This window comes from Streptomyces sp. NPDC028991, from assembly GCF_055564775.1.
In genome coordinates, this window is record NZ_JBVHVP010000004.1 from 447139 (window position 1) to 459714 (window position 12576).

Consider the following 12576-nt stretch of genomic DNA (forward strand, 5'->3'; position numbering starts at 1 on the left):
CTCCGGTCTCGGCGCGACGCACGACCGGCCCGTCACCCCCGGTGGGTGGCGGGCCGCCGCGCGTCACCGGGTGAACGCCGCGAACCGCACCACTGCCGCTCCGGCGTCCTCGCAGACCACACTCACCCGGACGGCGTGGGCGTCCACACCGTCCGGCAGGCCCCGCGCGTAGCCCGGATCCGGACACAGACCGGCGTCGGCGCCCGCGCAGGACTCCGTCGCGGGCGCGGGCGCGGGGGCGTCCGGGCAGGTGTGCGCCGGCCAGTCCTGGACACCCGTGCGCGGCATGCGGAAGGACGCGCTGCGATGAATGTCCTGGAATCCCTGCACCGCGCACTCCCCGATCGGCCGCGCGCCGTCCGGCAGGGCGGCTCCGCCGAACGCGAGCGCCTCGGAGCAGGGCACGTGGCCGGCCCTCCGCCCGCCGCCCCGGCCGTCCGATTCGGACAGGACGATGCCGCCGAGGACGATGCCGCCGAGGGCGATGAGCAACGGGAACGGGACCAGCGCAGGAAGCGTCACCAGCGCCGGAGGCGTCACGAGCGAGCGCCGCGGACAGGCCCCGTCCGGCCCGCCCCCGAGGCACCTCCGCCCCGCCTCCGGGCCCCGTCGCCGCGTTCCGTGCCCGCCCCATGGCCCGCCTTCGTCCGCCCGGCGTCCACCCGACCGGCCGGATCATGTCAGCCCAGGGCTGACAGGCCCCCGGCGGGCTTGCCACGCCCCTCCCCGCATGGGGGAGGATGGCCAGATCCGTACGAAGGGAAATTCACGGTGACCATCGACCCGTCCTCGATTCCGAACTTCGGGGGCAAGCAGCCCGAGCCGCAGCCCCAAGGACCGGCGGGCCCCGTCGTCCCGGATCAGGATCTTGTGAAGCAGCTCCTCGAACAGATGGAGCTGAAGTACGTCGTCGACGACGAGGGTGACCTCGCGGCGCCGTGGGAGCAGTTCCGTACGTACTTCATGTTCCGCGGTGAGGACGACCAGCAGGTCTTCTCGGTGCGGACGTTCTACGACCGGCCCCACCAGATCGACGAGAAGCCGCAGCTGCTGGAGTCGATCGACGACTGGAACCGGCGCACCCTGTGGCCCAAGGTGTACTCCCACACCCACGACGACGGCACGGTCCGCCTCATCGGCGAGGCGCAGATGCTGATCGGCATGGGCGTCAGCCTGGAGCACTTCGTCTCCTCGACGGTCAGCTGGGTCCGCGCCGCCATCGAGTTCGACCGGTGGCTCGTGGAGCAGCTCGGCCTGGAGCAGGAGGTCAACGAGTCGGAGAAGCCGACGGACGAGGACGGCGAATAGTCCGCCCCGTGTGAGGAGAGCCCGGCCGGGCACCGACCACCGAGGTCGTGTGCCGGGGCCGGGCTCTCGCCGTCTCCGCGCCCCGCACACGTCCCCCGCTTCGGCTTCCGCTCACCCCGCCAGTGTCTTCAGCCGCCGTACCGCCTCCTCCAGCACGGAGGTCCGCTTGCAGAACGCGAACCGGACGAAGGGGGCGCCCGCCTCCCGGTGGTCGTAGAAGACCGCGTTGGGCACGGCGACGACACCGGCGCGCTCCGGCAGGCCGCGGCAGAAGGCGAAGCCGTCGCTCTCCCCGAGGGGGCGGATGTCGGTGGTGACGAAGTACGTCCCGGCGGGGCGGTAGACGCCGAAGCCGGCCTCCTCCAGACCGGTGGCCAGCAGGTTCCGCTTGGCCTGCATGTCCTCGCGGTAGGCGGTGAAGTACGAGTCGGGCAGCGCGAGGGCCTCGGCGACGGCGTACTGGAAGGGGCCGGAGGCCACGTACGTCAGGTACTGCTTGGCGGAACGGACCGCCGTGACGAGGGCGGGAGCGGCGGTGATCCAGCCGACCTTCCAGCCCGTGAAGGAGTACGTCTTGCCGGCCGACCCGATGGTCACCGTGCGCTCGCGCATCCCCGGGAAACTTGCCAGGGGGATGTGCTCGGCCGTGTCGAAGACCAGGTGCTCGTAGACCTCGTCGGTCACCACCAGCAGGTCCCGCTCGACGGCCAGCTCGGCGATGGCGGACAGCTCGTCGCGGGTCAGAACGGTGCCCGTCGGGTTGTGCGGGGTGTTCAGCAGCAGCAGGCGGGTGCGGTCGGTGACCGCGTCCCGCAGCTCGTCGAGGTCGAGGCGGAAGGCGGCATCCCCGGTGGTGCCTCCGGCGGCACCCCCGGTGGTGCCTCCGGCGCCACCCCCGGCGGTGCCTCCGTCCGGGTGCGGGCGCAGCGTCACCGGCACCCGCGTGCCGCCCGCCATCGCGATGCAGGCCGCGTACGAGTCGTAATACGGCTCCAGCGCGACTACCTCGTCGCCGGGTTCCAGCAGGGCGAGCAGGGAGGCGGCGATGGCCTCCGTGGCGCCGGCGGTGACCAGGACGTCGGTGTCCGGGTCGAAGGACAGGCCGTAGCGGCGTTCCTGGTGGGCGGCGACGGCGGTGCGCAGCTCGGGGACGCCGGGGCCGGGCGGGTACTGGTTGCCGCGCCCGTCGCGCAGTGCCCGTACGGCGGCCTCCCGGATCTCCTCGGGACCGTCGGTGTCCGGGAAGCCCTGGCCCAGGTTGATCGCCCCGGTCCGCTGGGCCAGGGCGGACATCTCCGCGAAGATCGTCGTCCCGAACTCGGCGAGCCGGCGGTTGAGGAGGGGGCGGGCGCTGGAGCTCATGGGGGTCATGGCGGTCATCCTGCGCCGAAGCTCTGGAGTTCCTCAACTCTGCTTTGGGGCGTGGCGGCGAGGGGCATCTCCCGAGCACGCAACGAGCTCCACGACGAACTTCACAACGAGCTTCAAACAGTGAGCGAGGCGCCCAACGGGGGGTTGCTTCGGGGGAACTCCGGGTGCGAGCCCGGGAAGCGGAAGGAGGGTGACGCCATGGTCATCGGCCTCATCCTGATCGTGTTCGGTGCCCTGGTCATCGGAGGGCTGACGGCCGGCGCGCGGAGCGGCGGCGCAAGCGCCCGCGGCCGCGGAAGCAGCGGCTACCGCGGCCACGGCGGCCGCGGCAGCCGCAGCAGCTGGTGGGCCGGCGACTCGTCCTTCGGCGGGCACCACTCGGACCACTCCGGCGACGGTGGCTCGTCCTGCGGAGGCGGGTCGTCGTCCTGCGGGGGAGGGGGCGGCGGCGGATGCGGTGGAGGCAGCTGACACGGGGCAGCTGAGCTCCCGCAGGGGGAACCGCATCCCCGTCACGGGGCCCGCACCTGGGAGCGGGCCCCTCGCCCATCACGAGCGCCCGCCGGGAAAGACTCCCGGCGGGCGCTCCCACGCACCGGCGCGCGCCGGTGCGGGCGGGGTGTGCGCCCTGGTTGAACAGTTGAGCTGTGGAGCCCCCTGAGGGATGGAAACCCCACGAAGTTGGGTAAAAACGCTGTGGCGGCGCCACAGTTCATGATTCCCTCTCCACACCAACGCAGCTCCTCGGACGACCTGTTGACCCCCCTCCTGACCGGCCGACTGGGCTGAGCGGGCCGCATCCCCGGCAATGACCGGGATGCGCAGGCCCCACACCTTCCTCTCCTTGTGTGCTTGCGGAGCCGATCCATGCTCACGACCCTGAAAACCGCCTACACCGACACGCGCGCAGCCGACCTCGCCTGGGCCCTGGGACGCGAGCCGCTGCCCGCGCTCGCCAGTCTGGACCTCGAACTCACGGGCGCGAAAATGCAGTTGAGACTCCTGGGGGCGTCCCATCAAGTCCTGCTCGAGGAGGAGCGGGGCAACTGTTCCGAGACGGTGGCGTGCATCCCGGGCAGCAGCACCCCCCTTCCGCTGGGCGTCGCCAAGCGGAAGGGCGACTGGGAGTACGAGTTCGCCGCCCGCGTGGAGGTGCTGACGCCGGGCTCCTTCGCCGGACGTGCCCAGGAGCTGCTGGCCCTGGTCGCCGACCATCCGCACGGGCTGGCCGGCGTCTTCCCCGGCAGCCCGCACGCCTTCACCGCGCTGCTGGCGCATCGTCACGAGGGGCAGGTGCACTGGCGGACCTGGCACGCCTACCCGCAGGACGGCCACTTGGTGGCGACCCGGACCCGGGTGGGTGTCCGAGTGCCGACGTCGCAGCTCAGCCCGTCCGGGGTGTGAGCGGGTGCGGTGCGGGTCCGGGCGGGATAAACCTGGGCTGCCCAATGGGACGTCAGTTTCACACGTGTGGGTGACGAACCGCAGTGTGGTAGTGACGTAACGTCACCCCGTGATCGAACCGCACGCGCCCGCCCCGCCCGGCTCTCCGCCGTCCTGGGGTGGCCCCGGCGGCTCTTCCGGCTCCGCGGGCGGCACGTCGTCCGGCCCGCCCGGTTCATCCGGTTCGCCTGGTTCATCCGGCCTGTCCGGCTCCTCCGGCCCGTACGGTTCCTCGGGTTCCTCCGGCTCCTCCGGCCCCGGTGGGCCGGCGCGACTGCCCGTACGCCCGGCCGTCGGGCGGTTCCTGGTGCTGGCCGGCGTGTTCGTCTGCGCGGCCTGCGGGCTCGTGTACGAACTCGAACTCGTCGCCCTCGCCTCGTACCTGATCGGCGACTCGGTCACCCAGGCGTCCGTCGTCCTGTCCGTCATGGTCTTCGCCATGGGCCTCGGCTCACTCGCCGCCAAACGGCTGCGCAGGTTCGCGGCGGCGGGCTTCGGTGCGGTCGAGGCCGTCCTCGCCCTCGTCGGCGGTTCCAGCGCGATGGTGCTGTACGCCGTCTTCGCCTGGACCGGCGGCTGGGGCGGCCTGTGGGCCGACGGCCCGCGCTTCCTGCTGGTCGCCTTCTCGCTCACCATCGGCGTGCTGATCGGTGCCGAGGTACCGCTGCTCATGGAGCTGATCCAGCGCGTCCGCCGCCAGGACGCCGGCGGTGCCGTCGCCGACCTGTTCGCCGCGGACTACGTCGGCGCGCTCGTCGGCGGCCTCGCCTTCCCCTTCGTACTGCTGCCCTTCCTCGGCCAGCTCACCGGCGCGCTGCTGACCGGTACCGTCAACGCCGTGGTGGGCGCTGCCCTGGTCCTCGGCCTGTTCCGGCGGGACATGACCCGGCGGGCCCGCTGGCTGCTGCTGACCGCCAACGCCGTCGTACTCGCCCTCCTCGCCACGGCGACCGTCCTCGCCGACGACTTCGAACGGGCCGCCCGGCACGCCGTGTACGGCCAGGACGTCCGCGTGGCCGTCCGGACCGACGTACAGGAAGTGGTCCTCACCGGCGACACCGACGGCCGGCCCCTCGGCCTGTTCCTGGACGGCCGGCTGCGGGTCAGCGGCAGTGACGAGCGGCGGTATCACGAGGCCCTGGTGCACCCCGTCATGAGCGGCCCGCACGCGCGCGTACTGATCCTCGGCGGCGGCGACGGCCTCGCCGCGCGGGAGGTGCTGCGCCACCCGGGCGTGCGCCGCGTCGACGTCGCCGAACTCGACCCCGGACTCGCCCGGCTGGCCCGGCACGACCCCGGCCTGTCCGCACTGAACGAGCACGCCTACGGCGATCCGCGCATCCGCGTCACCACGGCGGACGCCTTCCGCCGGCTGCGCTCGACGCCCACCGCGACGTACGACGTGGTGATCTCGGACCTGCCCGACCCGGGCATCACGGCCAGCACGAAGCTGTACTCGCAGGAGTTCTACGGCCTGCTGCGGCGGGTGCTCGCCCCCGACGGCCGGCTGGTCGTGCACGCCGGCCCGGTCTCCGCACGCCCGCGGGCCTTCTGGACGGTGGACGCGACGCTCCGCGCGGCCGGACTGCGGACCGCCCCCTACCGCGTCGCCGCCCGGGACACCGGCTTCGCACCGGGCCCCGACCGCGCCGCCGCCGCCCCGAACGCCCCCCGTGACTGGGGCTTCCTCCTGGCCGCCCGCAAGCCCCCCGTCCTGCGCCTCGCACCGACGGCCCTCCGTCCCCGCACCCTCACGCCCCGGTCCCTGGCCCAGGACGCCCGCGCCGCATCCCGGACCCGGATCCCCGGCCTGCCACCGTCGACGCTGGTGCATCCGCGGCACTGAAGCCCGCCCCCCCCGGCCCCCGGTGCCCGGTGCCCGGTGCCCGGTGCCCGGTGCCCGGTGCCGGTGATGGTGCCGGTGCCGGTGCCCCGTCCCCCCCCGCCCTCCGTACGAACGAGCGCGTTACATGTGGCGGCCCGACCCTCCCCCGGGTACGGGACGGACCGCCGCACCCCCCTGTCCCTGCGGATCGTTCGCACCGAGAACCTATGGCCGTCCCGCTCGTCCCGAATTCCGCAGGGGGTGGATACCGGGCTCAACCCAGTGAGGTAGGCGCCCGGTTCCTGCAACTTGCGCGGTACGGCGGAAGGATGACGCCGCCGCCGAACGGGCGGAATTACGCTGCCGCAATGCGCCTGCACCCCCTGGCGGCCGACGGCCTGATCGCCGCGGCGCTGACGACCGTGGCCGTTCTGCTCGGCACCGAGGCCGTCGCCCAGGGGTGGCCCGCGCTCGACCCGCTCGCCTGGACGCTCGTCGCCCTGCTGAACCTTCCGCTCGCCCTGCGCACCCGCGCCCCCGTCACCGTCTGTATCGTCGTCCACGCCTGCTGGACGGTCTACGTCACCCTCGGCTACTGGCCCGTGGTCGGCTCCTTCGGCCCCATGCTCGCCGTCTACACCGTCGCCTCCCTGCGCCCCACCCGCACCGCGGCCGCCTGCGCCGCCCTGCTCGCCGGCGTCTGGATCCACGCCGGAGTGGTCAGCGACGCCGAGGCGATGGCGTCGGTCGTGGGGCAGGCGGTGGGCTTCCCGCTGGTGCTCTGGCGGTTCGGCTACGTCGCCCGCCGGACCGGCGAACTCACCCGGCAGCTGCGCGCCGAACAGGCGGACCGGGCCAGGCGCGAGGTGGCCGAGGAACGCGTCCGGATCGCCCGTGAGCTGCACGACGTGGTCGCCCACCACATCGCGGTCATCAACGTCCAGGCCGGACTGGCCCGCTTCGTCTTCCACTCCGACGCCCGCACCGCGCGCGGCGCCCTGGACACCGTCGAGGACGCCAGCGGCGAGGCCCTCGCCGAACTGCGCCGCATGCTCGGGCTGCTGCGTGCCGACGGCGTCCAGGGCGCGGTCGGCGCCCCCGCTCCCGGCCTCGGCCAACTGGACGAGATGGTGTCGCGGGTGCGCTCCGGCGGCGTGGGCGTGGAACTGCGCGTGACGGGCGCACCGCGTCCTCTGCCGCCCGGCGTCCAGCTCTGCGTCTACCGGGTGGTGCAGGAGGCCCTCACCAACGTGCTCAAGCACGCCCCCGGAGCGAACGCCGCCGTCCAACTCGCCTACCGTGCGGGCGAGGTGACGGTGTCCGTGACGGACGACGGCCGGGGCGGGGCAGGCCGGGAGGGGACGGAATCGGCCACAATCCCCGAGCGCGGCGGCCACGGGTTGATCGGGATGCGGGAGCGGGCCAAGCTCTACGGCGGGACGATCGTCGTCGGCCCGCGCAGCGAGGGGGGATTCGGCGTGCGCCTGACCCTGCCGACGCCGGTACACACCGCACGCCGGGGAGACGCCCCCAGAGAATGACCGACGCAGACGGCTCCACGGCCCGACCACCGGACGCCCCGATCAGGCTGCTCGTCGTCGACGACCAGTTCCTCGTCCGCAGCGGACTGGCCGCGCTGCTGCGCGCCGCCCCGGGCATGGAGGTCGTCGGTGAGGCGTCCGACGGCGCCGAGGCGGTGGCGCTGGCCGCGCGGACCCGGCCGGACGTCGTCCTCATGGACATCCGCATGCCCGGCATGACCGGCATCGAGGCCACCCGGCGGATCCTCGCCGAGGCGGTCGACCCCGCCCCCCGCGTCCTCGTCCTGACCACCTTCGACCTGGACGAGTACGTGTACGGCGCCCTGCGGGCCGGCGCCTCCGGGTTCCTGCTCAAGGACGCGGGACCCGAACGGCTGCTGGCCGCGGTCGGCGCGGTGCACGGCGGCGACGCGCTGTTCGCCCCCACGGTCACCCGGCGCCTGGTCGAGGCGTTCACACGGATGTCGGACACGGGCCGGCCGGGCCCCTCGGACCCGGGCCCGCCGCCCGAGCTGACGGCGCTGACCACCCGCGAGGCCGAGGTCCTGAAACTGGTGGCCCGTGGCCTGAACAACGCCGAGGCCGCCGACCGCCTGTTCATCAGCGAGGCCACGGTGAAGACCCACCTCAACCGCACGATGACCAAGCTGGGCCTGACCAGCAGGGCGCAGGCGGTGGTGGTGGCGTACGAGGCGGGACTGGTGACGCCGGGGGGCACGGGAGATCACGGGTGACTTTGCGCAGCCGGGGGGTGTATCGGGCGCCCGCTGGGTAGGGTGGCGTGACATGGAGCATGAGGTGTTCGTTCCGGTTCCGGCCGAGCGGCTCAGGGACGTACTGGCCGACCCCGCCCGGGTCGCCCGGGCCGTCCCGGGGCTCCAGCAGGACGCCGGTGCCGAGCCCGTCGCGGGTCGGCTGAAGGTGCGCATCGGCAGTCACTCCATCACCTACCGGGGCTCCCTGCGCCTGTCCGCGCGGGAGGACGGTGCGTACGTCGTCGAGGGCGACGCCGGCGAGTCGCGCGGCACCGGCACGGTCACGCTCGCGCTCACCCTCCGCGTGGCGGACGCCGACGGCGGCTCCACTCTCACGTTCGCCGGGACGGCCACCGCGGACGGGCGCGTGACGGAACTGCCCGAGGAGTCGGTGGCCTCGGCCACGATCCGGCTGCTGACCCGGTTCGCGGAGAACCTGGGCGCGGCGGCGGAGCGGGAGCCGGGGCAGTCCGCGGCGCGGACGGAGCCGCAGCGCACCTCCGTCTTCGACACCCAGGTGCCCCCGCCCTCCCTCACGGACACGGACACGGACACGGACGAGGGTGATCCGGGCGAGCAGGGTGATCCGGATGACCAGGAGGAACAGGGTAAGCGGGACAAGCAGGGCGAGTCGGACGGGCCGGACAGGGAAGGCGGGCCGGAGGAGCACGAGGGGCCGGGGCCGGATACCCCTGGAGCTCCCGCGGCTCCCGGAGCGCCTGCCGCCCCCGCCACCCCCAGCGCCGCCCCCAGCGCCCCCGGCACTCCCGAGGCCGCGGAGCCGCCCCCTGCCGAGGCCGCGCACGCGCGCCGCACGATGATCGGCCGCAGCGCCGAGGAAGTGGACCACGCCCCGCCGCGCGGCCGGTACGCCCCCGTCCCCGCCCCCCAGGCGGGCGCGGCCGGTGCTCCCCTGCGCTGGGCCGCTCCGGCGGCGGCGCTGGTCGTGGCGTCGGCGATCGTGGTGGGCCGCGCCCTGCGCAGGCGTCGCTGAACCGTCACCGGCTGCCGTTGAACCGTCACCGTTTCCCACTGAACCGTGACCGGTTGCCGCCGAACCGTCACCGGTCCCCGCCGGCCGGGCGGCCGTGCCCGGGTCCCCTTGATCGCCCCAGTAGGGTCATGACGTGAGTAACGAACCCATCACGCTGACCGCGGGTGACGCGGAGGCGACCGTGCTGCCGGGCAACGGCGGCCGGATCGGCGGGCTGCGCGTCGGCGGCACGGAACTGCTCCGCCAGGGCGAGCGCTACGGCTGCTTCCCGATGGTCCCCTGGTGCGGCCGGATCCGCGAGGGCCGCTTCCGGGACGGCGCCGTCGTCCACCGGATGCCGCTCAACTCCCCGCCGCACGCCATCCACGGCACCGCCCGCGACGCCGCCTGGCGCACCGCCCGCGTCACCGGCGACGAGGCCGTCATCACGTACGACCTCACCGACCCCTGGCCCTACTCCGGCCGCGTCACCCAGGTGATCGCCCTCACCGGGGACGCGCTGACGCTGACGATGTCGGTCGAGACGTACGAGTCGTCGTTCCCGGCGCAGATCGGCTGGCACCCCTGGTTCAACCGCACCCTCGGCGGCGCGGACGGCGCGGACGGCGCGGACGGCGCGGGTGTCACGATCGCCTTCGACGCCGCCTGGCAGGAGGAGCGCGGCGACGACCACCTGCCCACCGGCAACCGCGTCGACCCGAAGCCGGGCCCATGGGACGACTGTTTCGGCATGCCGGACGGCGTCGACGTCACCCTCACCTGGCCGGAGCGGCTGGAGCTGAGGGTGACCAGCCCGGAGCAGTGGGCCGTGGTCTACGACGAGCAGGAGGCCGCCGTCTGCGTGGAGCCGCAGACCGGCCCGCCCAACGGTCTGAACACCCTCCCGCGCCTGGTCACACCCCTGGAGCCGCTGGAGGCCACCACGACCTGGAGCTGGCGCCGCCTTTAAGCTGGCGTACATGACGGACGTACGCGGCGCGCTGCTGCAGCAGATCAAGGACAAGGCCGTGGTGCACGGCAAGGTGACCCTCTCCTCGGGTCTCGAGGCCGACTACTACGTCGACCTGCGCCGGATCACCCTGGACGGCGAGGCCGCGCCGCTGGTCGGGCAGGTGCTGCTGGACCTGACCGCCGACCTGGACTTCGACGCGGTGGGCGGGCTGACCATGGGCGCCGACCCGGTCGCCGCGAGCATGCTGCACGCGGCCGCCGCGCGCGGGAGGCGACTGGACGCCTTCGTCGTCCGCAAGGCCGCCAAGGCGCACGGGCTGCAGCGCCGCGTCGAGGGTCCGGACATCAGGGGCCGCCGCGTCCTGGTCGTCGAGGACACCTCCACCACCGGCGGCTCCCCGCTCACCGCCGTCGAGGCCGTGCGCGAGGCCGGTGCCGAGGTCGTGGCCGTGGCGACGATCGTCGACCGGGCCACGGGCGCCGCCGAGAAGATCCAGGAGGGCGCCGGGGTGCCGTACCGGTACGCGTACGACAAGGACGAGCTGGGCCTGGACTGAGCCTCGGACGGTGGTCGGCCGGACGTCCGGCGGACGTCCACTCGGAGTATCCCGCTTCGTCTGGAAAGATGGGGCCGACGATGACGTCGCCCCCCAGGTCTAGGTCAGGGCCGTAAGCACGTTTCACGCCCCCCGCACATACAAGGAGCGGACAGATGCCCATCGCAACTCCCGAGGTCTACAACGAGATGCTGGACCGGGCGAAGGCAGGAAAGTTCGCCTACCCGGCCATCAACGTGACCTCTTCCCAGACGCTGCACGCGGCCCTGCGCGGTTTCGCGGAGGCGGAGAGCGACGGCATCATCCAGATGTCCACCGGCGGCGCCGAGTTCCTGGGCGGCCAGCACAACAAGGACATGGTGACCGGCGCCGTCGCCCTCGCCGAGTTCGCGCACATCGTGGCCGAGAAGTACGACGTCACCGTCGCCCTGCACACGGACCACTGCCCGAAGGACAAGCTCGACGCCTACGTGCGGCCGCTGCTGGCGGTCTCCGAGGAGCGCGTCAAGGCCGGCCGCAACCCGCTGTTCCAGTCCCACATGTGGGACGGCTCCGCGGAGACGCTCTCCGACAACCTCTCCATCGCCACGGAGCTGCTGGAGCGCGCCCGCGCCGCCAAGATCATCCTCGAGGTCGAGATCACCCCGACCGGCGGCGAGGAGGACGGCGTCTCCCACGAGATCAACGACTCCCTCTACACCACGGTCGACGACGCGGTCCGCACCGTCGAGGCGCTGGGCCTGGGCGAGAAGGGCCGCTACCTGCTCGCCGCGTCCTTCGGCAATGTGCACGGCGTGTACAAGCCGGGCAACGTCGTGCTCCGCCCCGAGCTGCTCAAGGAGCTGAACGAGGGCGTCGCCGCCAAGTACGGTCAGCCGGCCGGCAGCAAGCCGTTCAACTTCGTCTTCCACGGCGGCTCCGGCTCCTCCGCCGAGGAGATCGCGACCGCGCTGGAGAACGGCGTGGTCAAGATGAACATCGACACGGACACCCAGTACGCCTTCACGCGTCCGGTCGCCGACCACATGTTCCGCAACTACGACGGCGTCCTGAAGGTCGACGGCGAGGTCGGCGACAAGAAGACCTACGACCCGCGCACCTGGGGCAAGCTGGCCGAGGCCGGCATGGCCGCGCGTGTCGTCGAGGCCTGCGGGCACCTGCGCTCGGCGGGTCAGAAGATCAAGTAGCGGCGGGTGGCGCGGTCGTCCGCGCCGCCCGCGACGGGCTCGGCACCCCGGGATTCGCCCGGGTTGCCGGGCCCTCGTACGTATGCCGGCGGCATGGCGCAGACTTGTGCCATGGCCATTCACGAGAACCTCCTCGGGGGACCGCCCCCGACCCACCTCCCCGACGACCCCGGGCCGCGCGAACTGCTGGCGGGCGGGGCGACCGCCGCCGACGTCGCCGCGAAGTACCCGACGTCCTCCCTGGCCTGGGCCCGGCTGGCCGACGAGGCGTTCGAGCGGGGCAGCACCGTCGAGTCGTACGCGTACGCCCGCACGGGCTACCACCGCGGCCTGGACTCCCTGCGCCGCAGCGGCTGGAAGGGGCACGGTCCGGTGCCCTGGGAGCACGAGCCGAACCGCGGCTTCCTGCGCGCCCTGCACGCCCTCGCCCGCGCCGCCCAGGCGATCGGCGAGAAGGAGGAGTACGAGCGCTGCAGCCAGTTCCTGAAGGACTCCTCGCCGACGGCGGCCGACGTACTCGGCTGACCCGGGGACCGGACACGTCCCGGCCCGTCCGCCTCGCGCGGGCGGGCCTTGCGGTTTCCTGCGACGATTGCGGAAGATGCCGTGTGGGGACCGGGGCCCCGTGTCGGTAACGGCAGGGC

The 12576-nt window shown here is 73.4% G+C and carries 14 protein-coding genes; 11 read left to right on the plus strand and 3 right to left on the minus strand.

Translation table 11 applies throughout. The features are described from left to right. Window positions 1-63 precede the first annotated feature (63 nt). A complete protein-coding gene (locus ACZ4V1_RS12285; protein ID WP_468333305.1) occupies window positions 64-540 on the minus strand; it encodes a hypothetical protein in 477 nt (158 codons plus the stop codon). 231 nt (window positions 541-771) lie between these two features. Here ACZ4V1_RS12285 and ACZ4V1_RS12290 point away from each other — a divergent pair, with 231 nt between their 5' ends. Further along, on the plus strand, window positions 772-1308 hold the full coding sequence (locus tag ACZ4V1_RS12290; protein WP_055418755.1) for a YbjN domain-containing protein: 537 nt from the start codon (window positions 772-774) through the stop codon (window positions 1306-1308). A gap of 111 nt (window positions 1309-1419) precedes the next feature. Here the strand turns inward: ACZ4V1_RS12290 and ACZ4V1_RS12295 are convergent, their stop codons facing one another. Then, the gene (locus ACZ4V1_RS12295) at window positions 1420-2679 is read right to left on the minus strand and encodes a pyridoxal phosphate-dependent aminotransferase (RefSeq protein WP_468333308.1); all 1260 of its coding nucleotides are present in this window, start codon (window positions 2677-2679) and stop codon (window positions 1420-1422) included. 198 nt (window positions 2680-2877) lie between these two features. Between ACZ4V1_RS12295 and ACZ4V1_RS12300 the strand changes: the two genes are divergently transcribed. The 9 genes from ACZ4V1_RS12300 (at window position 2878) to fbaA (ending at window position 11932) form a co-directional block, all read left to right on the plus strand. After that, a complete protein-coding gene (locus ACZ4V1_RS12300) occupies window positions 2878-3150 on the plus strand; it encodes a hypothetical protein (protein ID WP_468333311.1) in 273 nt (90 codons plus the stop codon). 396 nt (window positions 3151-3546) lie between these two features. Next, on the plus strand, window positions 3547-4083 hold the full coding sequence (locus ACZ4V1_RS12305; protein ID WP_468333314.1) for a DUF2617 family protein: 537 nt from the start codon (window positions 3547-3549) through the stop codon (window positions 4081-4083). Between the two features lie 241 nt (window positions 4084-4324). Next, window positions 4325-5968: a polyamine aminopropyltransferase gene (locus ACZ4V1_RS12310; protein WP_468333565.1), complete on the plus strand. Its 1644-nt coding sequence runs from the start codon at window positions 4325-4327 to the stop codon at window positions 5966-5968. A 347-nt stretch (window positions 5969-6315) separates the two neighbouring features. Continuing rightward, window positions 6316-7488 (plus strand): sensor histidine kinase, encoded by a 1173-nt coding sequence (locus ACZ4V1_RS12315; RefSeq protein WP_468333317.1) that lies wholly within the window; start codon window positions 6316-6318, stop codon window positions 7486-7488. Next, a complete protein-coding gene (locus ACZ4V1_RS12320; protein ID WP_468333320.1) occupies window positions 7485-8222 on the plus strand; it encodes a response regulator transcription factor in 738 nt (245 codons plus the stop codon). Before ACZ4V1_RS12315 ends, ACZ4V1_RS12320 begins: the two co-directional genes overlap by 4 nt. A gap of 52 nt (window positions 8223-8274) precedes the next feature. Continuing rightward, window positions 8275-9237, plus strand: coding sequence for an SRPBCC domain-containing protein (locus ACZ4V1_RS12325; RefSeq protein ID WP_468333323.1), 963 nt, complete (start codon window positions 8275-8277; stop codon window positions 9235-9237). Window positions 9238-9370: 133 nt separating this feature from the next. Further along, window positions 9371-10186, plus strand: coding sequence for an aldose epimerase family protein (locus tag ACZ4V1_RS12330; RefSeq protein WP_468333326.1), 816 nt, complete (start codon window positions 9371-9373; stop codon window positions 10184-10186). A 10-nt stretch (window positions 10187-10196) separates the two neighbouring features. Further along, a complete protein-coding gene (pyrE, locus tag ACZ4V1_RS12335; protein ID WP_468333329.1) occupies window positions 10197-10745 on the plus strand; it encodes an orotate phosphoribosyltransferase in 549 nt (182 codons plus the stop codon). Window positions 10746-10900: 155 nt separating this feature from the next. Continuing rightward, entirely contained in the window at window positions 10901-11932 is a 1032-nt protein-coding gene (gene fbaA / locus ACZ4V1_RS12340) for a class II fructose-bisphosphate aldolase (protein WP_468333332.1), read from the plus strand. Here fbaA and ACZ4V1_RS12345 read toward each other — a convergent pair. Beyond that, window positions 11917-12051: a hypothetical protein gene (locus ACZ4V1_RS12345; protein WP_468333334.1), complete on the minus strand. Its 135-nt coding sequence runs from the start codon at window positions 12049-12051 to the stop codon at window positions 11917-11919. The genes fbaA and ACZ4V1_RS12345 overlap by 16 nt on opposite strands. On the opposite strand from ACZ4V1_RS12345, the gene ACZ4V1_RS12350 reads away from it, so the two are divergent. After that, window positions 12044-12457 carry a DUF3151 domain-containing protein gene (locus ACZ4V1_RS12350; protein WP_468333336.1) on the plus strand — a complete coding sequence of 138 codons (414 nt, stop codon included), beginning with the start codon at window positions 12044-12046 and terminating at the stop codon, window positions 12455-12457. The genes ACZ4V1_RS12345 and ACZ4V1_RS12350 overlap by 8 nt on opposite strands. The last annotated feature ends 119 nt before the right edge of the window (window positions 12458-12576 follow it).